Raw genomic sequence first — 25601 nt, forward strand, 5'->3', positions numbered from 1 at the left:
AAGTTGACGTGAAGCTGAAGAACCGGAGTTCCTTTTGAGCCTGACGGCCGTCTGCCGCGACTGCCTGTGGACCGGCGACCGCAAGGTCGCGCGGTGTCCGAGTTGCGCCTCGCGTCGGGTCATCGCCCATGACGAACTGGCCGACCTGTCCATCGCCCACCTGGACTGCGACGCCTTCTACGCCTCGGTTGAGAAACGCGACCGGCCGGAACTGCGCGACAAGCCGGTCATCATCGGCGGCGGCAAGCGCGGCGTGGTCTCGACCGCCTGCTATGTCGCCCGCCTGCACGGCGTCGGCTCGGCCATGCCCATGTACAAGGCGCTGAAGGCCTGTCCCGACGCCGTTGTCATCAAACCGGATTTCGCCAAATACGTCGCAGAGAGCCGGCGCATCTTCGGCGCGATAGAAAAGCTGACGCCGCTGGTTCAAACCCTGTCGCTGGACGAGGCCTGGATCGATCTGTCGGGGACCGAGCGGCTGAACGGCGGCCCGCCCGCCTTCCAACTGATCCGGCTACAGAAATGGATCGAGGACGAGACCGGCCTGAGCGTCTCCATCGGCCTGGCCCCCAACCGATTCCTGGCCAAGATCGCGTCTGAACTGGATAAGCCGCGCGGTTTTTCCGTCATCGGCGTGGCCGAGGCGAAGGACCTGCTGGCGCCCCGTCCCGTCTCCATCCTGCCCGGCGTCGGCCCGGTCTTCGGCCGCACCCTGCGCTCGGACGGCTTCGCCACGGTCGGCGATCTGGCCGCCGCCGACGTCAAGGATCTGGTCCGGCGTTATGGCGAGACGGGCCTTCGCCTCTACGACCTCAGCCATGCCCGCGACGCCCGTCCGGTTCGACCAGACCACGACCGGCGCGGCATGAGCGCCGAGACCACCTTCAACGACGACCTGACCACGGCCGAGGCTCTGGAGGCCGAGCTCTGGCCCCTGTGCGAGAAGCTGGCGTCCAAGGCCCGACGCGACGGCGTGGCCAGCCGGGTCGTGGTGCTGAAGCTGCGCAAGAGCGACTTCAAGATCGTCACCCGCCGCGTCACCCTGGTCGAGCCGGTGCAGACGGCGCGGGTGCTGTTTTCCGCCGGGCGCGACCTGCTGAAGCCGGAGTTGGGCGTCCCCTATCGACTGATCGGCATCGGCCTGGCCGAGATCACCGACGCCGGGACCGCGCCCGCCGGCCTGTTCGCCACCGCCGAGACCCGCGCCCTGAAGACCGAGACCGCCATCGACGCCCTGCGCGCCAAATTCGGCGTCGCCGCCGTGGTCGCGGGCCGCGCCCTGAAGAAGCCCGGATGACGCCGCCCGTCTGGCGCGCTAAACCCCGCACAACCCATTCAACGGAGTCTCCGACATGAGCATCCACGCCCGCATCGCCGAACTCGGCATCACCCTGCCCGAGCCGGCCAAGCCCGTCGCCAGCTACGTCTCCTACGTCCAGTCGGGCTCGCAGATCTTCATCTCGGGCCAGTTGTCGAACGACGCCAATGGCGGCATCAAGGGCACCGTCGGCGTGGACGTGACCCCGGACCAGGCCGCCGAGGCCGCTCGCCTGTGCGGCATCAACCTGCTGGCCCAGATCAACGCCGCCGTCGACGGCGACCTGGATCGCGTCGTCCGCATCGTCAAGCTGGGCGGCTTCGTCCAGGCCGGACCGGACTTCATCGCCATCCCCGCCGTCATCAACGGCTGCTCGGACCTGATGGTCCAGGTCTTCGGCGACGCGGGCAAGCACTCGCGCTCGGCCGTCGGCGTCTACAAGCTGCCGCTCGGCTTCGCAGTCGAAGTCGACGCCATCATCGAGGTGAAGTGAGCTTCACGCTCCAGGTCAACGACGGGGTCGCCGACATAGGCCGGGACGCGTGGGACGCCTGCGCGGCCCCGACCGGCGATCCCTTCGTCTCCTACGACTTCCTGCACGCGTGCGAGGCGTCCGGCAGCGCCGTCCCGTCCCAGGGCTGGGGGGCGCGCCACCTGTCCCTGCACGATGACGACGGCGCCGTTCTCGGCGTCATGCCCCTCTATCTGAAGGGGAACAGCCAGGGCGAATACGTCTTCGACCACAGCTGGGCCGACGCCTATCAGCGCGCCGGCGGCCGCTATTATCCCAAGCTTCTGAGCGCCGTGCCCTTCACCCCGGCGACGGGGCCGCGTTTTCTGATCAAACCCGGCGTCACCCCGGAAAGCCCGCGGGGCTTATCCGGGGCCGCCCAAGACGCCGACGGCAGCGCCCTTGGCGGTCCCGGCTCTGCGCTTCGCTCCGGCCGGGATGACGCGATCAGGGCGGCCCTGCTGCAAGGCGCCCTGACCCTGGTCGAACGGCTCGGCGCCTCATCCCTGCACGTCAACTTCCCGACCGAGCCCGAATGGCGCCTCATGACCGAGGCGGGCCTTCTCCCTCGACGCGACATCCAGTTCATCTGGCGCAACGACGGCTATCGGAGCTTCGACGACTTTCTGGCCGCCCTGTCGTCCAATCGGAGGAAGACCATCCGGCGCGAGCGGCGCGAGGCGCAAGCAGGTCTCGACATCCGCGTCCTGAGCGGGGCCGACCTGACCGAGGCGCACTGGGACGCCTTCTTCGACTTCTACATGGACACCGGCGACCGCAAATGGGGCCGGCCCTATCTGACGCGCGACTTCTTCGCCCGCGTCGGCGCGTCGATGGCCGACCGGATCGCCCTGGTCATGGCCTTTCGGGATGGGACACCCATCGCCGGGGCCTTGAACTTCATCGGTCGCGACGCTCTCTATGGCCGTCAGTGGGGCGCGCTGGAGGAGGTCCCCTTCCTCCATTTCGAGCTCTGCTATTATCAGGCCATCGACTTCGCCATCGCGCGCGGCCTGTCCCGCGTCGAGGCGGGCGCACAGGGCGAGCACAAGATCGCCCGCGGCTACCTGCCCTCCCCGGTCTACAGCGCCCACTGGATCGCCGACCCGGCCCTGCGCGATCCGGTCGCCCGCTATCTCGACAACGAACGACCGGCGGTCGAGGCCGAGATGGCTGAGATGGCCGAAACCTTGTCGCCTTACCGCAGCGCCTGACATTTCGCCGCGCGCGCCGCGAGGAACCCTCGGGACACCAGCGCGCTTGGGGAGAGAGTCTCCTCCTCACATCAGGGATCACCATGACTGATCAACGTATTGAAGGCGTCGCGACGGAACTGAAGGGCAAGGCCCAGAACGGCGCGGGCCGCCTGACCGGCGACGGCAAGCTTCAGGTCGAAGGCAAGCTGACCGAGTTCAAGGGCAAGGCGAAGGACGCCTATGGCCGCGTTATCGACGGACTGGACGGCATGGTCGACAAGGCCCCCGCCGATCTTCGCGATCCCGCCCACAAGGGACTGGACTTCGCTCGCCGCAAACCCCTGCTGACCACCGCCCTCATCGCCGGGGCTGCGGTGCTTCTGAGCGCGCTGGGCCGTAAACGCTGACATTCCTTTCCTCCCCCCTCGTGGGGAGGGGGACCACGCAGTGGTGGAGGGGGCGGCACTGACATCAACCGTCGAGTCGCCCCCTCCGTCTCGTCCGCTACGCGTCCGATCCACCTCCCCATTCGCCTTGCGAACAGGGAGGAAAGGTCATCAACCGTTATCGGCCGCCTGGGCGAACAGGCGGCCAATCTCCGCGTCCACTTGATCCGGCGCGTCCAGTTCGACCACGGCCGTCAGCCGCTCGGACCAGCTTTCCCGCCGCGCCGACGGCGATAGGCGCGGCGAGGCCTCCGGCGCCAACTTCAAGCCCAGCAGCGCCCGACCGCCCTTGAGCGGACGCATGGCCGCGAACTGCACCGTGCGTGAGAAGGCGGTGTAGCCCTTGCGCTGGCCCGAGATGACACCCTCGACCCCGTCCGCGCCCCGCTCGACCGCCTCCAGGATCGCCGCCGAATCGGCATCCTTCCACAGCGCGGCGCGCAGGGCCTCGGGCTCGTCCCAGCCGGGGCCGTCGGACGGGCGGCAGGCGTCCAGGATTTGCGCCGCGTGGTTCTGGCCGACGCCGTGTTCCGTCTTCAACCAGACCGCCTGAGCGCGCGGCGCGGTCTCGGGACAAGCCTTCATGATGGCGACCCAGTCGGCCAGCGGTTTGCCGGTGTTCTTCTCCAGATTGGCCTGAACCGTGGCGAACCACTTCTTCTGCCGCTCCGTCAGCACTGCGGTCATGTGCGTCCCTCTCGAATTCGAGAGGACTATGCAACGCTGGATGCTCCGCGACCACCTCTTCCGCTCATCCCGGCGGACGCCGGGATCCAGATCTTTGGCTACAAGTACTCACGCTAGAATTCGCCGGGGAACGTCCTTGGCTCTGACTGGATCCCGGCGTCCGCCGGGATGAGCGGGGTTATGGGGAAGCGCTAAAGAAAAAGGCCCGGGCGTTTCCGCCCGGGCCTCTGACTTCGACCTGACCGAAATCAGGCCGTTTCTTCTTCCTCTTCCTTCACCGCCGCGCCCTTGGTCGGGGTGATGTCGAAGGCGATCTTGCCGTCCTTCAGCTCGACCTTGACGTGGCCGCCGCGGGTCAGGCGGCCGAACAGGATGTCGTCGGCCAGCGGCTTTTTGATGTGCTCCTGAATGACGCGGGCCAGGGGGCGTGCGCCATACAGTTCGTCGAAGCCGTTCTTGGCCAGCCAGTCGGCGGCTTCGTCGGTCAGTTCGATGGTGATGTTGCGGTCCGCCAGTTGGGCTTCCAACTGCATCACGAACTTGGTCACCACCGAGCGGATCGTCTCGGCGCCCAGAGGCTTGAAGGCCACGATGGCGTCCAGGCGGTTGCGGAACTCCGGCGCGAACAGGCGCTGGATGGCCTTGTCGTCCTCGCCCTCGACCTTGCCGCGGCCGAAGCCGATGGAGGCGCGAGCGTTGTCGGCGGCGCCGGCATTGGTGGTCATGATCAGGATGACGTTCCTGAAATCGACCTTCTTGCCGATGGCGTCCGTCAGGGTCCCGTTGTCCATCACCTGCAGCAGGATGTTGTAGACGTCGGGGTGGGCCTTCTCGATCTCGTCCAGCAGCACAACCGAGTGCGGGTGCTGGTCGACGGCGTCGGTCAGCAGCCCCCCCTGGTCATGGCCGACATAGCCCGGAGGGGCGCCGATCAGACGGCTGACCGTGTGGCGCTCCATGTATTCCGACATGTCGAAGCGCTGCATCTCGATGCCCAGCGTCGCGGCCAACTGCTTGGCCACCTCGGTCTTGCCGACGCCGGTGGGGCCGCTGAACAGGAAGGCGCCGATGGGCTTGTTCGGATCGCGCAGACCCGCCCGCGCCAGCTTCATCGCCGACGAGACCTGGTCGATGGCCTGTTCCTGGCCATAGACCGTCCGCTTCAGATCGGCCTCAAGCTCGCGCAGGGATTCCGTGTCCGACTTGGACACCGATTTCGGCGGGATGCGGGCCATCTTGGCGATGACGGCTTCGACCTCCTTCTGGCCGATGACCTTCTTGCGCTTGGATTCCGGCAGCAACATCTGGCCGGCGCCCGCCTCGTCGATCACGTCGATGGCCTTGTCGGGCAGTTTCCGGTCGGTGATGTAGCGGGCCGACAGGTCGACCGCCGTGCGGATGGCGGCGTCGGTGTAGCGCAGCTTGTGATGGTTCTCGTAGGTCGTCTTCAGACCCTTGAGGATCTTCACCGTGTCCTCGATCGTCGGCTCGTTGACGTCGATCTTCTGGAAGCGGCGCACCAGGGCGCGGTCCTTCTCGAAGTGCTGGCGGTATTCCTTGTAGGTGGTCGAGCCCATGCAGCGCAGGCTGCCCGAGGCCAGGGCCGGTTTCAGCAGGTTGGACGCGTCCATAGCCCCGCCGCTGGTCGCGCCGGCGCCGATCACCGTGTGAATCTCGTCGATGAACAGGACCGCGTTCTCGTGCGTCTCCAGTTCCTTGACGACCTGTTTCAGCCGTTCCTCGAAGTCGCCGCGATAGCGGGTGCCGGCCAGCAACGCCCCCATGTCGAGGCTGTAGATGGTGGCGTCTTTCAGAACGTCCGGCACCTCGCCGTTGACGATCTTGCGGGCCAGGCCCTCCGCGATGGCGGTCTTGCCGACGCCGGGGTCGCCGACCAGCAGCGGGTTGTTCTTGGTCCGGCGGCACAGGATCTGGATCGAGCGTTCAACCTCGGCCTGACGCCCGATCAGGGGGTCGATCTTGCCCTTGCGGGCCTTCTCGTTCAGGTCGACGCAGTAGGCCTCCAGAGCCTCTCCGCCCGATTTCACGGCGGCGGCGTCCTCGGCGTCCTCGGGCGAGCCCTTGGCGGGGCGGGCCTCGGTCGCGCCCGGCTTCTTGGCGATGCCGTGGGCGATGAAATTCACCGCGTCATAGCGCGTCATGTCCTGCTCCTGCAGGAAATAGGCGGCGTGGCTCTCGCGCTCAGAGAAGATGGCGACCAGGACATTGGCCCCCGTCACCTCTTCCCGGCCCGAGGACTGGACGTGGATCACCGCGCGCTGGATCACGCGCTGGAAGCCGGCTGTGGGCTTGGCGTCGTCGCCGTCGGCCGTGGCCAGGGCGGCCAGATCGTTGTCGACATAGAGGGTCAGAGCCGCCTTCAGCGCGCCGAGGTCCACGTTGCAGGCGGTCATCACGGCTGCCGCGTCGATATCGTCGATCAGGGCCAGCAGCAGGTGTTCAAGCGTGGCGTATTCGTGCCGACGCTCGTTCGCATAGCTGACCGCGCGGTGCAGGGTCTCTTCGAGAGGACGAGAAAAGGAGGGCATGGGAGATCCTCTCAGTCTTTTTCCATCGTGCATTGCAGAGGATGCTGGTGACGGCGCGCCGTCTCGACCACCTGGGCGACCTTGGTTTCGGCCACTTCGTAGGTGAAGACGCCGCACACCCCAACGCCATGCTGGTGCACATGCAGCATGATGCGGGTCGCGTCCTCGCGGCTCTTCTGGAAGAACCGCTCCAGCACATAGATGACGAACTCCATAGGGGTGTAGTCGTCATTCAGGATCAGCACCCGATATAGGGAGGGCCGCTGAAGCTTCGGCTTTGTCTCGGTGACGACGGCGGCGCCTGCGCCTCCGCCTTCTTCACCTGGCCGTCTCGTAGGCATTCTTTGTCCGTCTTCGGGGGAGTTCGATGGATCAGATAGGCAATGATGGCCGGATTTGTAGGGGCGTCCAGTGAGTCGTGTCGCCTGCGGCTACACGTCTTCTCGACCGCCACGCTTTGAAACGCCTCCCAGACGCAAAAAGGCCCCGGCGTTTCCGCCGGGGCCTGATTGTACGCCTACTGAAACTTATCCGGCTTAGCGGGCGGCCTGGAAGGTCTCGACGGTCGCGGTGACGCGCTCGTTGATGGGCTTGAAGCTGTCCTTCACCGAGGCGGTGAAGATCTCGGTCGCCTTGCCGAACTGCGCCAGATAGGCCTCGGCGGCCGACTTGGCCCACGAGGTCTGAAGCTCGACCAGTTCCTGCACCGAACGCGCCTGGCTCAGCGACTGGGCGGCGGCGACGCCGTCTTCCCAGCTCTTCTTGGAGAAGGCGAGCGCTTCCTGCGACAGGGCCTCGGCGCCCTTCTGGGCGGCGGCGGCCGACTCGACCACGGCTTCCAGGTTCTTCTTGCCCTGAGCGTTCAGCTCGGTCAGCGAGGCGACGGACTTGTCCACGCCTTCGCGGAAAGCCTTGGCGCCGGCGGCCTGGATGTTCTCTGCCTGGGCTTTGGCCTTGGCGGTGGTCTGTTCAACAGTCTTCTTAACAGTCTCGGCGGCGTCAGCCATTGGGACTCTCCTGAAGCGAAAAGGGCCTCACGACGAACGGCGTTCATCGCAACAGGGGTCATATGGTGCATGTGCGAAGTGACTTCAAGTTAAATTTGTGCGGTGCACAATATGATCGACGATCACCCGCTCCCGCCCGCGCAGATCACAACTCCGTTGACGGCTTGTTAACCGTCTCGAAACCCCGGAGTCCGATGTTAGCCTCTGTTAACGCGCGATGATCGGGGTCGTCTTCGCGCCACAGTGACGAGGCTAGTTGATTGACCATGAACGCCGTATTCCGCCGTCGCTTCCTGGCCGCCATGGTTCTGGGCGGGCTCGTCCTGACCCCTGCCCTCGGCGCGCTTCCGCCGGTCGCTCAGGATTCCGACAGTTCGCGCTACGCCGCCATCGTGGTCGACGCCGCCTCGGGTGAGGTGCTGTTCTCTCGCTTCGCCGACGCCCGACGCTATCCCGCCTCGATCACCAAGGTCATGACCCTGTACCTGACGTTCGAGGCGCTGGAGTCCGGCAAGGTCAAGCTGACCGACACTCTGACCGTGTCGCCGCGCGCCGCGTCGCAGCCCCCGTCGAAACTGGGCCTCGCCGCCGGCCAGTCGATCAGCCTGGACGACGCCATGCGCGCCACAGCGGTCCGCAGCGCCAACGACATGGCCGTGGTCCTGGCCGAGCACATCGGCGGCTCGGAAGCCCAGTTCACCGCCCGGATGACGGCCAAGGCCAAGGAGTTGGGGATGGACCAAACTCGGTTCACCACCGCCAACGGCCTGCCCGACACGCGTCAGGCGACGACCGCCCGCGACCTGTCGATCCTCAGCCGCGCGGTCATGCGCGACTTCCCGCAATATTACCGCTACCTCGGCCTGCGCGACTGGGCCTACAACGGTCGCGACTATCGCAACACCAACGGTCTGCTGGCTACCGGCCGCGGCTATGACGGCATCAAGACCGGCTTCACCAACGCCTCGGGCTACAACCTCGCCGCCTCATCGGTCCGGGACGGCAAGCGGATCATCACCATCGTCATGGGAGGCCGCTCGACGGCCAGCCGCAACTCTCATGTCTCGGAACTGATGGACACCGGCTTCGAGGTCCAACGCCGTCGCGGCCAGGGCGAACCGATCCAGATCGCCCAGAATTTCTTCGAACAACGCGGCTTCGGCGTCAGCGCAGATCCGAACCCGCCGGTGGAATACGCCTCGGCTTCGGACGAGGACGGCGAAGGCGTCGGTTCGACGACGGTCGCCTATGTCTCCGGGCCGGCGCCGCGCACCCTGCCCACCGAAATCACGCCGCCGCCCTCGGCCCGGACGCCTGCGCCCGCTCCTCGCGCCGCAACGCCCCGCGCCGCGGCCCCGGTCCAGCGCGCCGAAGCGCCTCGCCCGCCGGAAAGCCTTACCGCCGCGCTGAACGGCGGGACGACGACGGCCACGCGCCGTTCATCCTCATCCGCCGCCGCTACGCCGACGCGTGAACCGACCCGCCAGGCTGCGCGCGAGCCCGCCGGCCGCTGGACGGTTCAGGTCGGTGCCTTCCGCGAGGAAACCGTCGCGCGTGACTGGCTGAACGACGTCAGTCGCCGCTTCCGCACCCAGTTCACCGAGGCGCAACGCGACGTGCAGACCGCCAACGGCTGGTATCGCTCGCGCTTTACCGGCATGACCCAGGCCGCCGCCGAAGCCGCATGCGAGACCCTGAACGAACGCCGCGTCACCTGTATGGTCATCCGCCCGAGCTAATCGCGCTCGGTGGTCGCCTTTCGGCCCTTACCATTGCGCCAACCGCCCTCGGCCAGTCGATTGGCGTAGTCGCGCACGTCCGCAGGCCAGCCCTCGACCGCCAGGTCGAAGGCGATCCAGTCGCCCGCGAACAGCATCCGCGTCGCCTCCTCGTAGCCGCGCTTGTCGCCCGCTACGGCGGTCATGAACCGATAGGCGGCCTCGCGGCTGCGGCGCACCCGGTCCGGGCCCTCGGCCTCGCGCAGGGCGCTCTCGACCAGCTTGCGCAGCGCCACCGACGCCCCGCCCGGCTGGGCCGCCAGCCAGTCCCAGTGACGCGGCAACAGCGTCACCTCACGGGCAGTGACGCCCAGCCTGGGCCGCCCCGGCCCGCGCTTCTCGACCAGTTCGGCGGGCGTCAGGCGCGCCAGGACCGCGTCCAGATCGCCGCGCAGGTCGAACTCGACCGGACGGGCGTCGGCGTCATCGAACACCAGAACCGCCTTCCCCGCGTCATGCACGGCCTTTACGGCCGCGGCGACCTGGGACGGCGCACCCGATGCAATCAGGCGGTCGCCGGCGAAGGCGGTGCAGGTAGCGGCGGTCATCATCGGCTCCTTGAAGGTCGCGATGATTTACCCGGATAAAATATGGGCGTCAATATTATCCGGATAATTACCTAGGCGCGCTCGCCCTCACCGAATAGGGAGGCGGCGATCCAGCTGACCACGCCGGTGACGATGGCCGCGCCGATCCCGGCCCAAAGGCCGTTGACGACGAACCCGCCCAGGAACCAGGCCGTCAGCCCGATCATCGCCGCGTTCACCACCAGCAGGAACAGACCGAACGTCACGATGGTCAGCGGCAGGGTCAGGATCACCATGATCGGCCGCACGATAGCGTTGACCAGACCCAGGATGACCGCCGCTGCGATCAGCGACCCGGTCGAGGTGAAGTCCACCCCCGGCACGATCTTGGCCGCCAGCCACAGCCCCAGGGCGGTGACGACGGCCTGAACAATAAAACGCAGCATGACAGCCTCTGTCTGGTTGAACCTTGACCATATAGTGCGCCAGATCGCGTTCGGCTCCGTGCGAAATCCGCTCTGCCCTGCTAGCCTTGGCCCGACCACACTGACGGAGCCTCCCCATGAGCCTTCACGGCGCCTACGACCCCGACAACATCTTCGCCAGGATTCTGCGCGGCGAGATCCCGACCGTGAAGGTGTGGGAAGACGATGACGTGCTGGCCTTCATGGACGTCTTCCCCCAGTCCGAAGGTCATGTGCTCGTCGTGTCCAAGACCTCTCAGGCACGCAATCTTCTGGATGTCGAGCCCGCGACGCTGGCGACGCTGACCGCCGCCGTCCAGCGCACCGCGCGCGCGGTGGAAAGGGCGCTGAAGCCGGACGGTCTCAGCCTGATGCAGTTCAACGGCGAGGCTGGCGGCCAGACCGTCTTCCACCTGCATTTCCACATCATCCCGCGCTGGAGCGACCGCGCCATGAAGGGCCACGGCCACGCCCCCATGGCCGACGCCGAACAGCTGAAGGCCTTGGCCGCCCGGATCGCCGCCGAACTGGACTGAAGCGGCTTTCCTCGCTTGCCTCCGCCGCGCCGGGCCAGCATAAGGCGCGCAACGCCGGTTTAGCTCAGTTGGTAGAGCGCCAGTTTTGTAAACTGGATGTCGCGGGTTCGATTCCTGCAACCGGCACCACCTCTCCGGCCGCCTCCTCCATGTCCGAGACGACCAACAAACTGGGCCACAAGATCGGGACGCGCGGCGCGCGCACTCGTCGCGCCATCCTCGACGCCCTACGCGGCCTGCTGAACCACAAGCATCTGGGCGAAATCCGCGCCGCCGACGTGGCCCAGGCGGCGGGCGTCTCGGCGCCGACCTTCTACACCTATTTCAACTCGGTCGATGAAGGGCTGCTGATCCTGTGCGAGGAGGCCGGCGAGGACTTCCAGCGCCTGGCCAAGCACATTCACGCCGACTGGACCGGGGACCGCGCCTTCGAAGCCGTCCGCGCCTATGTGCTGGAGGTGCTGACGCTATGGAACGACCACGGGCCTGTGCTGCGGGTCGAACACATGCTGGCCGACAAGGGCGAGCCCGCCTTCGCCGAAAGCCGCATCAAGCGCCAGCGACGCCTGCACCTGGCGCTGGAGCGCCGCATCGCCCAGGCCAAGGCCAACGGCTATCTTCCCGAGGGGTTGAGCCCGCGCCTGACCTCTTACGAGACCGCTAATCTGGTGGAATCCGTCGCCGCCGGCTTCGCCCTGATGCGCCGAGCCGACACGGGAGAGGCCATCGTCGACACCACCGCCCACATCGTCGTCAAGCTGACGACCGGACGCTGACGCCCGAAGAGAGCGTGAGCGCCCCTTCATTTTTGTGGGCCGCGGTCAGAAGGCTCCGCCTTCTCGACCCGAGGCGGCCTAGCCCCCGCCCAGCGCCACGGCCAGGTGATAGACGATGAAGGCCGCCAGATAGGCCAGGCCGAACATGTAGCCGACCATGATCAACGTCCATTTCAGCGAGCCGGTTTCCCGGCGCACGACACCGATGGTCGGCAGGCATTGCGGCGCGAAGACATACCAGGCGAGGAAGGCCAGCCCCGTCGCCAGCGACCAGTCCGCGGACAGCACCGAGGCCAGCGCCCCGACATTCTCCTCGGCCCCGGCGACGGCGTAGACCGTGCCCAGCACCGCGACGGCCACTTCGCGCGCGGCCATGCCGGGGACGAGGGCCACCACCATCTGCCAGCTAAAGCCGATGGGGGCGAAGACAGGCGCCAGCGCCTTGCCGATCATGCCGGCGAAGGAATAGTCGATGGCCGGCCCGGTCGCGCCCTCCGGCGGATAGGGGAAGGTCGCCAGCGCCCAGACGATGATCATCAACGGCAGGATGATCCTGCCCGCGCGACGCAGGAAAATCTTGGCCCGCAACCACAGATTGAACAGGACGCTCTTGATGTCGGGCATCTTGTAGGCGGGCAGTTCCATCATGAAAGGCTCGACCGCGCCGCGCCAGAACACCCTGCGCACCACCAGCGAGACCAGCAGCGCGCTGATGATGCCACTGGCGTAGAGACCGAACATCACCAGACCCTGCAGATTGGCGAAGCCCCAGACCGTCCGGTTCGGGATGAAGGCGGCGATGATCAATGTGTAGACGGGAATCCGCGCCGAACAGGTCATCAGCGGCGCGATCAGGATGGTGGTCAGCCGGTCGCGCCGGGCCTCGATCACCCGCGTCGCCATGATACCGGGAATGGCGCAGGCGAAGCTGGACAAAAGGGGGATGAAGGCGCGGCCGTGCAGCCCGGCCCCGCCCATGATCTTGTCCATCAGGAAGGCGGCGCGCGCCATATAGCCGAAGTCCTCCAGCACGATGATGAACAGGAAGATCAGCAAAATCTGCGGCAGGAAGACCAGAACGCTGCCGACGCCCGAGATCAGGCCGTCGACGATCAGGCTCTGCACCAGGCCGTCGGGCACGAAGGCGGCGACCGCCTGACCCAACAGGGCGAAACCAGCCTCGATGCCGTCCATGGCGGGCGTGGCCCAGGTGAAGACCGCCTGGAACATCAGGAACAGCACGCCCAGCAGAATCGCCAGACCGGCGACCGGGTGCAGCAGGACGCTGTCGATCTTGCCCGTCAGCGTGTCCGGCCGCTCGGGCGGACGCACGCAGGCCTTCATGATGCGTTCGGCTTCGCGGTGGGCGGCGCGGATTTCGGCGGCTGCGGGCGCGTGCCATTCGCTGTGGGTCTCGCCCACCGCCTGATCAGCCTGGGCCTGGGCGGCGGCGACCAGTTCGGCGATGCCTCGTTTGCGCGTGGCGACCGTGGTCACCACCGGCGCGCCAACCTCAGCCGACAGTTTTTCCAGATCGATGCGCAGGCCCTGACGCTGGGCGATGTCGTACATGTTCAGCGCCAGAACCATCGGGCGCCCGACCTGTTTCAGCTCCAGCGCCAGGCGCAGCACCAGACGCAGATTGGTGGCGTCGGCGACGCAGATGACGACGTCCGGCGGCGTCTCGCCCGGCAGGGCGCCCAGAACGGCGTCCCGGGTGACTTCTTCGTCCAGACTGCGCGCGCGCAGGGAATAGGTGCCCGGCAGGTCCAGCACCGCCAGGGTGCGGCCGTCGGCGGCGGTGATCCGCCCTTCCTTGCGTTCGACGGTGACGCCGGCGTAGTTGGCGACCTTCTGATGCGCGCCGGTCAGGGCGTTGAACAGGGCGGTCTTGCCGCTGTTCGGGTTGCCAACCAGGGCGACGCGGGCGGTGCGAACGGCCATGTCCATCAGAGGGCTCCGCCTTCCAGGCGGATGGTCAGGCTGGCGGCCTCGTGGCGACGCAGGGCGACGCGCATGTCGTCCACCTTGATGGCGATCGGATCGCGACCGAACAGGCCTTCGTGCAACAGTTCGACGTGGGCGCCCTCGACGAAGCCCAATTCCAGCAGGCGGCGCTCCAGTTCGACCTCATGGTCCTGATGATGGCAATGCGCGCCGACCTGAACGATGACGCCGCGATCGCCGCGACGGGCCTGGCTGAGTTTGATGGTGTCGGTCATGGCGCTCATTACAACGGCGCGCGGGCGCCGTTCACTCTCTATTGACAGTGATTATCAGGTGCGAGGCCGCCGCGTCCAGTAAGGATAACCGCAGCGTTGCGACCAAACGTCCATCGGCTATCAAGGCGGTCTGGCCTATGGAGTCCGCCATGCGCACCGCCCTGATCCTTTCCGCTGTTCTTTCCGCCTCGCTGGGATTGGCCGCCTGCGGCGACAACGCCGCGCCCGGCGCCGAAACAGCCAAGGCCCCGCCTCCGCCCGCACCGACCGAAGCGGAGAAGGTGGCGATGCTGGCCGCCCTGCCTTCGCCCTACAACGCTGGCGATTTGGAGAACGGCCGTCGCGCCTTCGCCCGTTGCCGATCGTGCCACACCATCACGCCGGGCGGCCCGAATATGGCCGGGCCGAACCTGTACGGCGTCTTCGGCCGCCAGGCCGGGGCCTTGGACAAGTACAGCTACTCGCACGCCATGCGGACGGCGGGCTTCACCTGGGACGCGGACAAGCTGGACCACTGGCTGCAGAACCCGAAGATCTTCCTGCCGGGCAACAAGATGACCTTCCCCGGCCTTCCCGACGCCACGGACCGCCGCGACGTCATCGCCTTCCTGAAGGTGGAGACGGGCTACAAGCCGGAAACGGCGAAGGCCGCCGCTCCCGCGACGGCCCCCGCTTCCTGAGGATTCAGCCCACAGCGATTTACCCCGGAGTCATGTCCGCCGACTTTCCGTCGGCCAACTCCTGGGCTTCCCACTCCTCGATCTTGCGGGCGGTCCATTCCGGCGACTTGGTGAAGCGCGCCAGCACGCCATAGATCACCGGCACCACGAACAGGGTCAGGACGGTGGCGAAGATCGCCCCCGTGAAGATGACCACGCCGATGGTCTGGCGGCTGCCCGCCCCCGCCCCGTGCCACAGCACTAGCGGCAGGGCGCCGAAGGCGGTGGCGATCGAGGTCATGATGATGGGGCGCAGGCGCAGCGACGACGACTCGATGATCGCCTCGCGGATCGAACGCCCCTGATCGCGCAGCTGGTTGGCGAATTCGACGATCAGGATGCCGTTCTTGGCCGCCACCCCGATCAGGATGATCAGGCCGATCTGGCTGTAGATGTTCAGGCTGGACCCGGCCATCAGCAGGCCGAACAACCCGCCCGCCGCCGCCAGAGGCACCGTCAGCATGATGACCGCGGGGGTGATCCAGCTCTCGAACTGGGCCGCCAGAACCAGGAAGACCAGCAGCAAGGCCAGGGCGAAGGCCCAGCCCACGGCGCTGCCCGCCTCCTGCTGATCCCGCGCCGCGCCGCCCCAACGGACAGTGGCCAGGCCCTGCGGCTGTTTGGCGACCTCGGCGTTCAGGAAGGCCATGGCGTCCGCGATCGTGGTGCCCGGGTTCAGGTCGGCCTGAAGCGTGATCGCCCGCTGACGGTCCAGACGGCGACGGTCGGGCGTGTCGCCCGAGGTCTCGGTCGTGACCACCGCCGACAGCGGCACCAATTGCCCCGCGCCGGTCGCGACATACAGCGCCTGAAGGTCGGCGACCTCGCGACGGTTGTTGCGGTCGGTCTGCAGGATGACGTCGTATTCCTGACCGCCCTTTATATAGGTCGTGGCGCGGCGGGAACCGAACATTGTCTCCAGGGTGCGGCCGATCTGCTGCGACGACACGCCCAGGGCCGCCGCCTTCTGCGGGTCGACGTTGACCAGCAGGCGCGGCGCGTTCGGCTCATAGTTCAGACGCGGACGCGAGAAGCCTGGGTACTCCTGCGCCGCCGCCAGGATGGGCTGCAGCCAGTTGTAGAGCGGGCCGTATTCGGCGCCGGTGACGATCATTTCGACCGAGTTGGAGCTGCCGCCGCCGCGCTGGAAGGCGCCGGGGGTCGAGGCGTTGACCTGGGCGTCGGTCTGGCCGCGCAGCTTGCGGTTCAGTTCCCGCGCGATCTCGTCCGCCGAGCGCTTGCGCTGGGACCAGTCCTTCAACGTCAGGCTGGCGCTGCCGGAATTGTAGCTGCCGCCGCCGAAGCCGGGCGCCGAGATCAGATAGGATTCGACTTCGCCCTTTTCCTTGTACTCGGCCAGGATCGGCTCCAGCCCCAGCATGATCTTGCGGGTGTAATCGAAGCCGGCGCCTTCCGGCCCCTGAACGCGAACGCCGACGCGGCCCCGGTCCTCGGGCGGCACCAGTTCGCTGGGCAGGGTCAGGAAGATGCCGCCCGCCCCGGCCGCGACCAAGACAATCAGGCCGATGACGCCGACGACGGCGATGCGACGGCCCAACAGAGCGTTCAGCGAGTTGGCGTAGGAGTTCTTAAGCGCATCCATCGCCCGATCGACGCGGCGCGCCAGCCACCCGCCGGTCTGCGCCGGCTTCAGGATCTTGGATGCCAGCATGGGCGACAGGCTCAGCGCCAGGAAGGCCGAGAAGGCCACGGCCGCGGCGATGGCCGCCGCCAGTTCGACGAACAGACGGCCGACATATCCGGGCAGGAACAGCAGGGGCGCGAACACCGACAGCAGGACCACGGTCGTCGCCACGACGGCGAAGAAGACCTGACGGGCGCCGCGCTCGGCGGCGATCAGCGGGGGCTCGCCCAGGTCCAGGCGACGCTGGATGTTCTCGACCACCACGATGGCGTCGTCGACGACCAGGCCGATGGCCAGCACCAGAGCCAGCAGGGTCAGCAGGTTCAGCGAGAAGCCCAGCGGGGCCAGGACGATGAAGGTCGCCAGCAGGCAGATGGGCGCCACCACCGAAGGGATGATCGCCGCCCGCAGACTGCCCAGGAAGATGAAATTGACCAGGGCCACCAGCGCCATCGAAATGCCGATGGTGATCCAGACCTCGTCGATGGCGTGGGAGGTGAAGACCGAATTGTCGGACCCGACTTCCAGCGTCGTGCCCGGCGGAAGGGTCGGCTGCACCTGCAACATCAGGGCGCGCACGCCCTCGGAGATGGCCAGGTCGTTCGACTGGGCCTGACGCGTGACGGCCAGACCGATCTGGTCGATGCCGTTGCCGCGGAACAGGCGCCGCGCCTCGGCGGGCGCCTCCTCGATCCGGGCGATATCGCCCAGGCGGGTGACATAGGCGGCGTTGCCCAGCAGGGCGCCGGTCACGCCGTTGGTCATGGCGGTCGTCGCCCCGGCAAGGGTGCCGGACGCCTGCGCCCCCGTGGCGGTCGAGGCCGAGCCGCGCGTGCCGATCGGCAACTGGGCGAAGTCGGCGGGCCGCGCATAGGTGCGGGCGACGCGGACGGTGTAGTCCTTCTGCGTCGACTCCAGCGAACCGGCCGGCAGTTCGACGTTCTGGTTGGTCAGAGCCGTCTCGACGTCGTTGACCGTCAGGCCGCGCGCGGCCATGGCGGCGGCGTCCAGCCAGATACGCATGGCGTAGCGTTGCTCGCCGAAGATCTGGACCTGGGCCACGCCCGGCACGGTGGCGAACCGGTCGACCAGATAGCGGTCGGCGTAGTCCGTCAGCTCCAGCCGGTTCATCGTCGTGGAGCGCAGGAACAGGACCATGATCGGCTGGCTGTTGGAATCGGCCTTGGCCACTTCCGGGGGGTCGGCCTGATCCGGCAGACGGCCGACGACGCGCGAAACGCGGTCGCGCACGTCGTTGGCGGCGTCGTCGATGTTGCGATTCAGCGAGAACTCGATGTTCACGTTCGAGCGGCCGTCGCGGCTGGTCGAATTGATGCGTTGGACGCCCTGGATGCCGGCGATCTGCTGCTCGATCGGCTCGGTGATCCGGCTCTCGATCACCTCGGCCGAGGCCCCGGCGTAGGTGGTGTTGACCGAAACGATGGGCGGATCGACGTCCGGCAGTTCCCGCACGGGCAGGAAGAAGAAGGCCGCCAGGCCGATCACGCACAGAACGATGGCCCCCACCGCCGCAAAGACGGGGCGGCGGACCGAGAGATCGGACAGCATCATTGGCGGGCCGCCTGAGCTGCGCGCGCGCCGCCCTTCTGCTCGTCCCCGCCGCCGCCGACGCTCACGGGCGCGCCGGGCTGGATACGATTCAGGCCCGAGGCGACGACGTGGTCGTTGTTGTCCAGACCCGACAGGATTTCGACAAAGCCGCCCTCGACGGCGCCGGTCTGCACCTCGACGCGCTGAGCGGTCGTGCCCTTTTCGCCGCGCGCGATGCGATAGACGAAGGCGCCCTGCCCTTCATACTGAACGGCGGCTTCCGGCACCGCTAGGCTCTGGCGACGGCCCTGCTGAACGGCGACGCGCATCATCATGCCGGGGCGAAGACGATTGCCCGGGTTGGCGAATTCGGCGCGGGCGATGACGGCGCGGGTCTGTTCATTGACGCGCGTGTCCAGCAGCGCGATGCGGCCGGAAAAGACCTCGCCGGCATAGGCGTCGGAGGTCGCGGTCAGCGGCGTGCCGAGCCGCAGCACGCCCAGATAACGCTCCGGCAGGGGGAAGTCGACGCGGACCGCGCTGGTGTCGTCCAGGGTGGTGATGACCGCCCCAGGCGTGATCAGCGTGCCCGGCGTCACCGTGGTCAGGCCCAGCACCCCGGCGAAGGGTGCGCGCAGCACGCGGTCGCCGCGACGGGCTTCCGAGGCCGCGACGGCCGCGCGGGCGGTGTGAAGCGCTGTCTCGGCCTGTTCGGCCGTGATGCGCGGCGCGACGCCGCGCTCGGCCAGGGTCTTGTAGCGATCATACTCGCGCTGCGCCTGAACCAGTCGCGCATTCGCCTGGATCAGATCAGCGTCTTCCTCGCGCGCCTGCAACTCGACCAGGGGCGCGCCCGCGGCGACGCGCTGGCCGTCCGTGAACATCACCCGCGTGATCAGTTCGGTCGTATTGGAGGTGATGTTGACCGAGTGGCGGCTGCGGGCCACGCCCAGAACACGGATCTGATCGGCGAACTCACGCTGGGTTACGACCGCCTCGGCCACGGCCTGGCCCCGACCGCCGCCGGGTCCGCCCCGGCCGCCAGGACCGCCCCCGCCGCCCTTGCTGTCGTCAGCGAGAGTGATTTTCAGAACCGCCGCCAGGACCATAAGCCCCACGAGACAGGCCGCAGCGATGATGAAAAAATGGCGTTTGAACACGCGACGCAGTCTCCCCGACAACAAGCGCTCCCGCTTAGCGGGTCATGGCCGTTACGCAAATAAAGTATCTGTAACGTCGAGGTGTTTGGTTTCCGTCGCGGAAAACCGCGTCAGAATTGTCGCCAAAGGCCGATGACAGGCCCGCCCGACACGACTGTCTCTCGGCCGGCCATGGCCTGCCGCCATCCCGCCTGCACGCTCCAGTCGCCAAAACGGCGCACCGCCGAGCCCTCGACCGACAGCCAGCGCGCGCTCTCGCCATCCGTCGCGCCGCCGAACGCCTGTCCCAGCAGCATCCAGTTCGCGCCCAGATGGGCTCCGGCTGTCAGGTCGACCCGTACCTCGTCCGGCAGGCCCTGACGCCAGCGTCGCGCCACCTGCGCCTCGACAAAACTGCGTTGAGGCGCCCACGCTCGCCCGCCGCCGTCCAGCGAACGGGCGACCAGCGCGCGCGCCTCCCAGTCGCTGTCGCCCGCGCCCGGCGACGCATATCCGGCGTTGCGCGCCGCCCCGCCCTGGGCGTAGCCGACATAAACGGCCGCGGCGGTGTGGTCGTCGCGGTAAGCCTGCCAGCGCGCGCCGATTTCGACCGGGCCGCTTCCGTCGAAGTCGACATAGGCGTCTCGCCCCTGCTGCCATTCGCCCTTGAACTGCAGCGTCACCCGGTCGGTCAGGCCGTATTCGACAAACGCCGACACGGACCGGTCCAGCCGTTCAGCGGGAAGATCGACGCGACCACCGTTGGGGCCGAACCCCTCGTCGGCTTGCATGTCCTCGTATTTCACGATCACCTGCCCTTGCCCCTTCGGCAGGCTCCAGGTTCCGGCGACGGCCGAAGACGCCGACGCCAGCCCCAGAACGATCAGCAGCCCCCCGACCGCCCTCACACGTCGTAGCCGGGCGATTTTCGCTCGAGCTGGCGCAGCGCCCCCGGCCAGGCCAGCGACGAGATGAAGCCGATCCCCCGCCCCTGATCCTTGGTTTCGGCCTGGGCGGCGTCCGGCGCGATCAGCACGTGCTCGCGCCCGCCCGACAGGGCCGCCACCTGCTGGGCGCAGGCCCGCTCCAGGAAGAAGATCCCGACCCAGGCCTGGGCCGCCGTCTGGCCCACCGCCATCGTGCCGTGGTTGCGCAGCAGCATCAGCGGCTTGTCGCCCAGATCGGCCACCAGCCGTTCGCGCTCGTCGTGGTTCAGCGCCAGCCCTTCATAGCCGTGATAGGCGACCTGATGCTGCAACAGGCAGGCGTTCTGGCTGATCGGCAGCAGGCCGTGCTGCTGCGCCGCGACGCCGACGCCCGCCACCGTATGCAGATGGATGACGAAATGAGCGTCCTCGCGCGCGGCGTGGACCGCCGAATGGATGGTGAAGCCGGCCGGATTGATGAAGCTGGTCGTGTCCTGAACGATGTTGCCGTCCAGATCGACCTTCACCAGCGACGAGGCCGTGATCTCGTCGAAATACCAGCCGTAGGGGTTGATCAGGAAATGATGCTCCGGCCCCGGCACGCGCGCCGAGACATGGGTGAAGATCATGTCGTCCCACCCGTGCAGAGCCACCAGCCGATAGAGCGCCGCCAGTTCGACGCGCGCCTGCCACTCGGCCTCGGACACCCGCGATTTCAGCGATGCCGCCGATCCATCCGCCATGACGACCTCCCTTATCATTGTTCCGTTGAACCTCGCCCCGCCCTGCTCCGCCGTCAAGCGACCCGCGTTCGGCCCGGAAGGTTTTCGTTAACCCTGTTTTCACGCGCGCCGGACGACTATGCCGCGCGGCCGAGGCGGCCGTCTTTCGATACGCGGAGCCGCCGGTGTCCACAGTCGTTCCGCTAGACCCGACCAAGCCATCGCAGGCCATACCCCTCTCCGGGCTGAACCAGTTGCTCGACCTGGCCAAGAAGCGCTCGCCCGACGACCAGAACCGGCTGCTGATGGGCGTGGCGGGTCTCTATGAGTCCGCCGGCGCGCATGGCGGCGCGCCCGAAGCCCTGGCCGACATTTTCATCGCCCTGACCCGCAGCGCCGAGCGCGAAATCCGTCAGGTCCTGGCCCAGCGGCTGGCCAGGGTCGAATGGGCGCCCGCCGCCCTGGTGCGGATGCTGGCCGCCGACGAGATCGAGATCGCTCGCCCGGTGATCGCCGCCAGCCCCCTGCTGCTGGACGACGACCTGTTGCAGCTTCTGGCCGACCGTTCCATCGAGCATCAGATACAGGTAGCCCTGCGCCCCAACATCGGCGCCGCCGTCGCCCGCGCCATCATCGCCGGCGGCGACCCGGCGGTGATGACGGCGCTTGCGACCAACCGCAGCGCCCAGATCGAAACCGCCGCCTTCGCCGATCTGATCGGACATTCGCGTCAGTTGGCCGCCCTGCGCGCGCCCCTGACCCGTCACCCGTTGCTGGACGAAGATCTGGCACTGCGCCTGTATCAGTGGGTCGGCGAGGCCCTGCGTCAGGCCATCAGCGATCGTTTCACTCTCGACCCCGCTCGCTTGGCGGAAGCCGTCCAGGCCGCCACCCAAGCCGCCGGCCAACCCGCCGCCGAATGGGGATCCACCGCAGAGGACCCCGACGCCCGCTTGGTGACCAAACTGCACGCGGCCGGCCAACTGCGCCCGGCCTATCTGATCCGCGCCCTGCGTGAGGAAAAGCTTGGCGTCTTCGCGCACGGCCTAGCCACCCTGGGCCGGTTCGAGGTCGCCCAGGTTAAACGTGCGCTTGCGGGCGACACCGCCCGCCCTCTGTTCCTGGCGTGTATCGCGGTAGGGCTGGACCGCGCCGCCTTCCCCGCCATTTTGACCGAAATCCGCAAGCTGAACCAAGGCTTCCCGCGCGATCCTGACAGCTCCGCCTGGCGGCTGGCCGAGCGGTCGGCGGATCAGGCCGCCTATGAATTCCGGTTACTGATGGCGGAAATCGACGCCGCTTCCGTTTGACACGGCCGACCGGCTCGGCTTGCGTAGCGGCGTGACCCAGTCCCGCCCTCCCCTCGCCCTCACCTTCGTCGCCAGCGACCGGCCGGAAGCGGAGGCCGCGCGCCTGCGCCTGAGCGAACGCTATGGTTCGGTTCCCGTGGCCGAAGCCGACGTGATCGTCGCCCTGGGCGGGGATGGCTTCATGCTGGAGACCCTGCACAACAACCTGCAACTGCGCACCCCGGTCTACGGCATGAACCGGGGCTCCGTCGGCTTCCTGATGAACGACTATGACGAGGACCACCTGCTGGCGCGCCTCGCCGAGGCCGACCGCACCGTGATCCACCCGCTGCAGATGGACGCCTGGACCGAAAGCGGCGAAGTCCACAGCGGGCTGGCGATCAATGAGATCTCCCTGCTGCGTCAGACTCGCCAGAGCGCCAAGCTGCGCATCAGCATCAACGACAAGGTGCGGCTGGAGGAACTCAGCTGCGACGGCTGCATGGTCGCCACGCCCGCCGGTTCGACCGCCTACAACCTGTCGGCCCACGGCCCGATCATCCCGCTGGACGCGCCCAGTCTGGCGCTGACCCCGATCAGCGCCTTCCGTCCCCGGCGCTGGCGCGGCGCCCTGCTGTCGCATACGGCAAGGGTCCGATTCGAGGTGCTGGAGCCCGACAAACGCCCCGTCAGCGCCACGGCCGACAATTTCGAGGTCCGCCGCGTGACCCACGTCGAAGTGCGCGAACGCCGCGACATCAGCCTGACCATGCTGTTCGACGCCGGGCGGTCGTTCGAGGAACGCGTCATGGCCGAACAGTTCGCCGGTTAAACGTCACGGGTTTTTAAGCCTCCCGCGTCTAGGCTCGTCGCTAAGAGTTCAGGAGCCAGTGACGTGACCAACCCTCCGCAAGTCATTCGCCCGCCCAACCCCCTGCGCGCCAAGATCGGCGGGGGCTTCGGCGGCATCGACGCCAACGCCATCGCCAAGGCCGAAGAAGCCCTCAAAGCCATGTCGGCTCAGTTCGGCCAATGGCTTCAGGACGAGATCGTCAAGCTGGATCAGGCCCAGGCCGATATCCGCACTAAGGGCTACACCCCCGAAACGGCCGAGGGGCTCTATTTCCGCGCCCACGACCTGAAGGGCCTGGGCTCCACCTACCAGTATCCGCTGGTGACGCGAATCGCCGGCTCCCTGTGCCGGATGATGGACGACGCCGACAAGCGGATGCAGGCGCCGGTGGCGATCCTGGACGCCCACATCGACGCTATTCGCGCCGTGGTCCGCGACGAAATCCAGACCGACGATCATCCAACCGGCCGCGCCCTGGCCGAAACCCTGGAAGCCCGGGTCGCCGAACACCTGGCCTGATCCGAGCCCCTCAAACAGAAAAGGCGCCCCCCCTGCGGAGGCGCCTTTTTTCGTATGGTGTTCAGCCTGATCCGTCAGGCCGCGCTGACGGCGGTCTCGATTTCGGGCAGCCCGGGCCGATCCAGCCGCTCCATGAGATAGGCCAGATCCTCGCGCGACGTATTGGGCCGCTGGCTCAGGAACCGCTCCAGCATCCGCTGGCGGAACAGGTCGCTGGCGGTGTCGCCGCCCTCGGCCTGCAGCGCCCGCCAGGTGTCCACGCCGGCGCGGAAGGCCTGGAACAGGCGCGGCGGCAGGCCGGCGCGATCATAAATCGACTTCAGGCCCAAAGGCCCGGCGTCATGCACCATCAGCCAGGCGCGGTGATGCGGCGTGCCGGTCAGTTCAGCCAGGGCGTGCTCGAACAGGGCCATCTGCCCCCGCGCCAGCGCCCGCAACAGCAGCGAGGCGTTCAGCACCTTGCGGGCGCTCAGTCCGGCGATGAAGGCGGGCAGATCGTCGCTGACCCGCGCCTGATCCACCAGATCGACCGTCACCCGCTCGCGCGCGAACTGGGCGAACTGGATCGCGGTCTCAGGGGCCACGGCGTGGCGCGTCACTAGATGCTCGCGCACCGCGTCGCTGGCCAGGGCCACAAGCCGTTCGGTCACCGACAGCGGCAGGACCTGGCGATAGGCGACGGCCGAGACTACCTCGGGCGCACCGCCAAAGCGGTCGATGACCACGCGCAGCGCGTCCTCGGAAAGGTCGGCGTTGTCGTTGGCCGCCAGAGTGCGGACCGCCGAGCGGCAGCCCTCGGCCGCCAGAACCGTGGCGACGTCGCGCGGCACCCGCTCGCGTCCCGCGATCGCATTCTGACGCACGACCGAGCCCGCGCGGATGATTTCGATCAGGTCGTCGTCGGTGAAGGCGGGCGAACTGCCGATGATCGGCAAGGCCACGCTGTCCGCGTCGGCGACCAGGCGGCGCGCCACCTCGCGCGGCATCAGCTCGGACGCCTTCAAAGTGACAGCCAGCGCCCGCCGCACCAGTTCGGCGGCGTCATTGGCCAGCACGTTCAGGATCTTCTGCGCCGCCGCCCGGCCCGCGTCGTCCAGCGGCATGCGGTCGATGCTGCGGCACAGTTTGTGCGCCGCCGCCGCGCGGTCGTCTTCCGCATCCGACTTGATCAGACGCCTGATGTCGCTTTCCGTCAGTCGGGCGCGGTAGGCGGTCATGGAAGAGCTCGTGAGCTAGACGGGCGAAGAATCAATCGTCACGCCTAGCGTTACATAGTTAACGCCTCGTTAGGAATGAGACGAAACCAGGTTCTTTTACGCTGCCGCGTCCGAAGGCGGCGCAAAGGCCCCGCCGAATCCGCCGCCCGGGCCGCCGCCCTGGCCGTCCTGCCCCAGCAGCAGCGCCAGCAGGCTCTGGTCCTGCTTCAACCGATCCAGCCGCGCCGCCAGCATCCGGTCCTTGTCGCTCAGGTCCGAGGCCGTGGTCAGCCCAGACCCCGTACCCGCCGCCGGAGCGCCCTCGCCCGCCGTGCGCTGCAGGTTGGCGTGCACCTCGGCCACCGTGGCGTAGCGGCCGTCGCGATAGAAGATCGAACGGTTGGCCGACGCTGCTTCAGGGAACAGGGACGCCGCGCTGGCCTGCGGCCGCGACTGCATCGCCTCTATCAGCTTCGCGGCGCCTGCGGGGCCGAGGAAGTGGGCGGCGTAGAGGTCGCCCGCGCCCGGCTCGCGTCCCGTGCGGCCGCGCAGATAGGCCGCGTTGGACGCGGTGAGTTCGGCCGCCATGGTCGAGGACGCCTGGGCGTCGAAGCGCAGATCCAACACGACGTTGCGGGCCGAACCCTGCACCCGCCAGCGCCCGTCGTCGTCGCGATGGATCAGATCGGCGTACTGTCCGTAGCCGTGCTTGGCGCCGTGCTGTTTCACGGTCGACAGCCAGGTCTGTTCGATGAACTGGAACAGACCCGAGGCCGACGAGGCGCCGGCCCGCGCGGACGGGTTCATCGCGCTCTCGCGACGCGCCGTCTTCATCAGGAAATCGAAGTCCACGCCGGTCGTGCTGGACGCACGCCTGATGGCCGCCTCAACCCCGCCGGATGATGGAATCGCCCCTACGCTCATATGGTTGACGGTCGCTAACCAAGGTTAACGAACCCCTAACGAACAAGCGCCGCAATATCGCCGCAAGCTTGGCGCGAACTTTGTTGCGTGGGCGCTGGGGA

General features: G+C 67.6%; 25 protein-coding genes and 1 tRNA gene. 12 read left to right on the plus strand and 14 right to left on the minus strand.

Going from position 1 to position 25601, the window contains the following annotated elements; all coding sequences use genetic code 11:
* Positions 1-34 precede the first annotated feature (34 nt).
* The 4 genes from AB4Y68_RS11990 to AB4Y68_RS12005 all read left to right on the plus strand — a co-directional run bounded on the left by AB4Y68_RS11990 (position 35) and on the right by AB4Y68_RS12005 (position 3432).
* Positions 35-1297 carry a DNA polymerase IV gene (locus AB4Y68_RS11990; protein WP_441455989.1) on the plus strand — a complete coding sequence of 421 codons (1263 nt, stop codon included), beginning with the start codon at positions 35-37 and terminating at the stop codon, positions 1295-1297.
* A gap of 55 nt (positions 1298-1352) precedes the next feature.
* The gene (locus AB4Y68_RS11995; protein ID WP_441455990.1) at positions 1353-1811 is read left to right on the plus strand and encodes a RidA family protein; all 459 of its coding nucleotides are present in this window, start codon (positions 1353-1355) and stop codon (positions 1809-1811) included.
* Complete coding sequence (locus AB4Y68_RS12000) at positions 1808-3043, plus strand: GNAT family N-acetyltransferase (protein WP_441455991.1); 1236 nt, start codon at positions 1808-1810, stop codon at positions 3041-3043. The genes AB4Y68_RS11995 and AB4Y68_RS12000 overlap by 4 nt, the downstream gene beginning before the upstream one ends.
* 83 nt (positions 3044-3126) lie before the next feature.
* The gene (locus tag AB4Y68_RS12005; protein WP_441455992.1) at positions 3127-3432 is read left to right on the plus strand and encodes a CsbD family protein; all 306 of its coding nucleotides are present in this window, start codon (positions 3127-3129) and stop codon (positions 3430-3432) included.
* 150 nt (positions 3433-3582) lie between these two features.
* Here AB4Y68_RS12005 and AB4Y68_RS12010 read toward each other — a convergent pair whose 3' ends face one another.
* From AB4Y68_RS12010 to AB4Y68_RS12025, 4 genes are all read right to left on the minus strand, one after another.
* Positions 3583-4158 carry a DUF4287 domain-containing protein gene (locus AB4Y68_RS12010; RefSeq protein WP_441455993.1) on the minus strand — a complete coding sequence of 192 codons (576 nt, stop codon included), beginning with the start codon at positions 4156-4158 and terminating at the stop codon, positions 3583-3585.
* A gap of 248 nt (positions 4159-4406) precedes the next feature.
* A complete protein-coding gene (gene clpA / locus AB4Y68_RS12015; RefSeq protein WP_441455994.1) occupies positions 4407-6707 on the minus strand; it encodes an ATP-dependent Clp protease ATP-binding subunit ClpA in 2301 nt (766 codons plus the stop codon).
* Positions 6708-6718: 11 nt separating this feature from the next.
* On the minus strand, positions 6719-7048 hold the full coding sequence (gene clpS, locus AB4Y68_RS12020; RefSeq protein WP_441455995.1) for an ATP-dependent Clp protease adapter ClpS: 330 nt from the start codon (positions 7046-7048) through the stop codon (positions 6719-6721).
* Positions 7049-7243: 195 nt separating this feature from the next.
* Positions 7244-7714, minus strand: coding sequence for a phasin family protein (locus AB4Y68_RS12025; RefSeq protein ID WP_441455996.1), 471 nt, complete (start codon positions 7712-7714; stop codon positions 7244-7246).
* A 266-nt stretch (positions 7715-7980) separates the two neighbouring features.
* On the opposite strand from AB4Y68_RS12025, the gene AB4Y68_RS12030 reads away from it, so the two are divergent.
* Positions 7981-9453, plus strand: coding sequence for a D-alanyl-D-alanine carboxypeptidase (locus AB4Y68_RS12030; protein ID WP_441455997.1), 1473 nt, complete (start codon positions 7981-7983; stop codon positions 9451-9453).
* Here the strand turns inward: AB4Y68_RS12030 and AB4Y68_RS12035 are convergent.
* Together AB4Y68_RS12035 and AB4Y68_RS12040 are read right to left on the minus strand one after the other, a co-directional pair.
* Positions 9450-10043, minus strand: coding sequence for a DUF2239 family protein (locus AB4Y68_RS12035; RefSeq protein WP_441455998.1), 594 nt, complete (start codon positions 10041-10043; stop codon positions 9450-9452). The genes AB4Y68_RS12030 and AB4Y68_RS12035 overlap by 4 nt on opposite strands.
* Positions 10044-10111: 68 nt before the next feature.
* The gene (locus tag AB4Y68_RS12040; RefSeq protein ID WP_441455999.1) at positions 10112-10465 is read right to left on the minus strand and encodes a phage holin family protein; all 354 of its coding nucleotides are present in this window, start codon (positions 10463-10465) and stop codon (positions 10112-10114) included.
* A 116-nt stretch (positions 10466-10581) separates the two neighbouring features.
* On the opposite strand from AB4Y68_RS12040, the gene AB4Y68_RS12045 reads away from it, so the two are divergent.
* The 3 genes from AB4Y68_RS12045 to AB4Y68_RS12055 all read left to right on the plus strand — a co-directional run bounded on the left by AB4Y68_RS12045 (position 10582) and on the right by AB4Y68_RS12055 (position 11795).
* The gene (locus AB4Y68_RS12045; protein ID WP_441456000.1) at positions 10582-11019 is read left to right on the plus strand and encodes an HIT family protein; all 438 of its coding nucleotides are present in this window, start codon (positions 10582-10584) and stop codon (positions 11017-11019) included.
* Positions 11020-11072: 53 nt separating this feature from the next.
* A tRNA-Thr gene (locus AB4Y68_RS12050) sits at positions 11073-11148 on the plus strand.
* Between the two features lie 20 nt (positions 11149-11168).
* On the plus strand, positions 11169-11795 hold the full coding sequence (locus tag AB4Y68_RS12055) for a TetR/AcrR family transcriptional regulator (protein WP_441456001.1): 627 nt from the start codon (positions 11169-11171) through the stop codon (positions 11793-11795).
* A 78-nt stretch (positions 11796-11873) separates the two neighbouring features.
* Here the strand turns inward: AB4Y68_RS12055 and feoB are convergent, their stop codons facing one another.
* Together feoB and AB4Y68_RS12065 are read right to left on the minus strand one after the other, a co-directional pair.
* Positions 11874-13745 carry a ferrous iron transporter B gene (gene feoB / locus AB4Y68_RS12060; protein WP_441456002.1) on the minus strand — a complete coding sequence of 624 codons (1872 nt, stop codon included), beginning with the start codon at positions 13743-13745 and terminating at the stop codon, positions 11874-11876.
* Entirely contained in the window at positions 13745-14017 is a 273-nt protein-coding gene (locus AB4Y68_RS12065; protein WP_441456003.1) for a FeoA family protein, read from the minus strand. Before AB4Y68_RS12065 ends, feoB begins: the two co-directional genes overlap by 1 nt.
* 149 nt (positions 14018-14166) lie before the next feature.
* Here AB4Y68_RS12065 and AB4Y68_RS12070 point away from each other — a divergent pair, with 149 nt between their 5' ends.
* Positions 14167-14697: a c-type cytochrome gene (locus tag AB4Y68_RS12070; protein ID WP_441456004.1), complete on the plus strand. Its 531-nt coding sequence runs from the start codon at positions 14167-14169 to the stop codon at positions 14695-14697.
* A gap of 19 nt (positions 14698-14716) precedes the next feature.
* Here the strand turns inward: AB4Y68_RS12070 and AB4Y68_RS12075 are convergent, their stop codons facing one another.
* The 4 genes from AB4Y68_RS12075 to AB4Y68_RS12090 form a co-directional block, all read right to left on the minus strand.
* Positions 14717-17950 carry an efflux RND transporter permease subunit gene (locus AB4Y68_RS12075; protein WP_441456068.1) on the minus strand — a complete coding sequence of 1078 codons (3234 nt, stop codon included), beginning with the start codon at positions 17948-17950 and terminating at the stop codon, positions 14717-14719.
* On the minus strand, positions 17950-19092 hold the full coding sequence (locus tag AB4Y68_RS12080; protein ID WP_441456005.1) for an efflux RND transporter periplasmic adaptor subunit: 1143 nt from the start codon (positions 19090-19092) through the stop codon (positions 17950-17952). Before AB4Y68_RS12080 ends, AB4Y68_RS12075 begins: the two co-directional genes overlap by 1 nt.
* A gap of 110 nt (positions 19093-19202) precedes the next feature.
* On the minus strand, positions 19203-19979 hold the full coding sequence (locus AB4Y68_RS12085; RefSeq protein WP_441456006.1) for a hypothetical protein: 777 nt from the start codon (positions 19977-19979) through the stop codon (positions 19203-19205).
* Complete coding sequence (locus AB4Y68_RS12090; RefSeq protein WP_441456007.1) at positions 19976-20740, minus strand: class II aldolase/adducin family protein; 765 nt, start codon at positions 20738-20740, stop codon at positions 19976-19978. Before AB4Y68_RS12090 ends, AB4Y68_RS12085 begins: the two co-directional genes overlap by 4 nt.
* 164 nt (positions 20741-20904) lie before the next feature.
* On the opposite strand from AB4Y68_RS12090, the gene AB4Y68_RS12095 reads away from it, so the two are divergent.
* The 3 genes from AB4Y68_RS12095 to AB4Y68_RS12105 all read left to right on the plus strand — a co-directional run bounded on the left by AB4Y68_RS12095 (position 20905) and on the right by AB4Y68_RS12105 (position 23380).
* A complete protein-coding gene (locus AB4Y68_RS12095; protein WP_441456008.1) occupies positions 20905-22029 on the plus strand; it encodes a DUF2336 domain-containing protein in 1125 nt (374 codons plus the stop codon).
* Positions 22030-22060: 31 nt separating this feature from the next.
* On the plus strand, positions 22061-22840 hold the full coding sequence (locus AB4Y68_RS12100) for an NAD kinase (RefSeq protein ID WP_441456009.1): 780 nt from the start codon (positions 22061-22063) through the stop codon (positions 22838-22840).
* Positions 22841-22903: 63 nt separating this feature from the next.
* Entirely contained in the window at positions 22904-23380 is a 477-nt protein-coding gene (locus AB4Y68_RS12105) for an Hpt domain-containing protein (RefSeq protein WP_441456010.1), read from the plus strand.
* A gap of 74 nt (positions 23381-23454) precedes the next feature.
* Here the strand turns inward: AB4Y68_RS12105 and AB4Y68_RS12110 are convergent, their stop codons facing one another.
* Both AB4Y68_RS12110 and AB4Y68_RS12115 read right to left on the minus strand, forming a co-directional pair.
* Positions 23455-24597 carry a DUF2336 domain-containing protein gene (locus tag AB4Y68_RS12110; RefSeq protein WP_441456011.1) on the minus strand — a complete coding sequence of 381 codons (1143 nt, stop codon included), beginning with the start codon at positions 24595-24597 and terminating at the stop codon, positions 23455-23457.
* Between the two features lie 96 nt (positions 24598-24693).
* Positions 24694-25500 carry a transglycosylase SLT domain-containing protein gene (locus AB4Y68_RS12115; protein WP_441456012.1) on the minus strand — a complete coding sequence of 269 codons (807 nt, stop codon included), beginning with the start codon at positions 25498-25500 and terminating at the stop codon, positions 24694-24696.
* Between the last annotated feature and the right edge of the window lie 101 nt (positions 25501-25601).

The organism is Brevundimonas sp. 2YAF1 (assembly GCF_052114745.1).
GTDB lineage: Bacteria > Pseudomonadota > Alphaproteobacteria > Caulobacterales > Caulobacteraceae > Brevundimonas.

What these genes read in the sequence shown, in the direction of transcription:
- AB4Y68_RS11995 (WP_441455990.1), top strand. Translation starts at nt 1,353, where the DNA reads ATGAGCATCCACGCCCGCATCGCCGAACTCGGCATCACCCTGCCCGAG.
- AB4Y68_RS12005 (WP_441455992.1), top strand. Translation starts at nt 3,127, where the DNA reads ATGACTGATCAACGTATTGAAGGCGTCGCGACGGAACTGAAGGGCAAG.
- AB4Y68_RS12010 (WP_441455993.1), bottom strand. Translation starts at nt 4,158, where the DNA reads ATGACCGCAGTGCTGACGGAGCGGCAGAAGAAGTGGTTCGCCACGGTT.
- clpA (WP_441455994.1), bottom strand. Translation starts at nt 6,707, where the DNA reads ATGCCCTCCTTTTCTCGTCCTCTCGAAGAGACCCTGCACCGCGCGGTC.
- clpS (WP_441455995.1), bottom strand. Translation starts at nt 7,048, where the DNA reads ATGCCTACGAGACGGCCAGGTGAAGAAGGCGGAGGCGCAGGCGCCGCC.
- AB4Y68_RS12025 (WP_441455996.1), bottom strand. Translation starts at nt 7,714, where the DNA reads ATGGCTGACGCCGCCGAGACTGTTAAGAAGACTGTTGAACAGACCACC.
- AB4Y68_RS12030 (WP_441455997.1), top strand. Translation starts at nt 7,981, where the DNA reads ATGAACGCCGTATTCCGCCGTCGCTTCCTGGCCGCCATGGTTCTGGGC.
- AB4Y68_RS12035 (WP_441455998.1), bottom strand. Translation starts at nt 10,043, where the DNA reads ATGATGACCGCCGCTACCTGCACCGCCTTCGCCGGCGACCGCCTGATT.
- AB4Y68_RS12040 (WP_441455999.1), bottom strand. Translation starts at nt 10,465, where the DNA reads ATGCTGCGTTTTATTGTTCAGGCCGTCGTCACCGCCCTGGGGCTGTGG.
- AB4Y68_RS12045 (WP_441456000.1), top strand. Translation starts at nt 10,582, where the DNA reads ATGAGCCTTCACGGCGCCTACGACCCCGACAACATCTTCGCCAGGATT.
- AB4Y68_RS12055 (WP_441456001.1), top strand. Translation starts at nt 11,169, where the DNA reads ATGTCCGAGACGACCAACAAACTGGGCCACAAGATCGGGACGCGCGGC.
- feoB (WP_441456002.1), bottom strand. Translation starts at nt 13,745, where the DNA reads ATGGACATGGCCGTTCGCACCGCCCGCGTCGCCCTGGTTGGCAACCCG.
- AB4Y68_RS12065 (WP_441456003.1), bottom strand. Translation starts at nt 14,017, where the DNA reads ATGACCGACACCATCAAACTCAGCCAGGCCCGTCGCGGCGATCGCGGC.
- AB4Y68_RS12070 (WP_441456004.1), top strand. Translation starts at nt 14,167, where the DNA reads ATGCGCACCGCCCTGATCCTTTCCGCTGTTCTTTCCGCCTCGCTGGGA.
- AB4Y68_RS12075 (WP_441456068.1), bottom strand. Translation starts at nt 17,950, where the DNA reads ATGCTGTCCGATCTCTCGGTCCGCCGCCCCGTCTTTGCGGCGGTGGGG.
- AB4Y68_RS12090 (WP_441456007.1), bottom strand. Translation starts at nt 20,740, where the DNA reads ATGGCGGATGGATCGGCGGCATCGCTGAAATCGCGGGTGTCCGAGGCC.
- AB4Y68_RS12110 (WP_441456011.1), bottom strand. Translation starts at nt 24,597, where the DNA reads ATGACCGCCTACCGCGCCCGACTGACGGAAAGCGACATCAGGCGTCTG.
- AB4Y68_RS12115 (WP_441456012.1), bottom strand. Translation starts at nt 25,500, where the DNA reads ATGAGCGTAGGGGCGATTCCATCATCCGGCGGGGTTGAGGCGGCCATC.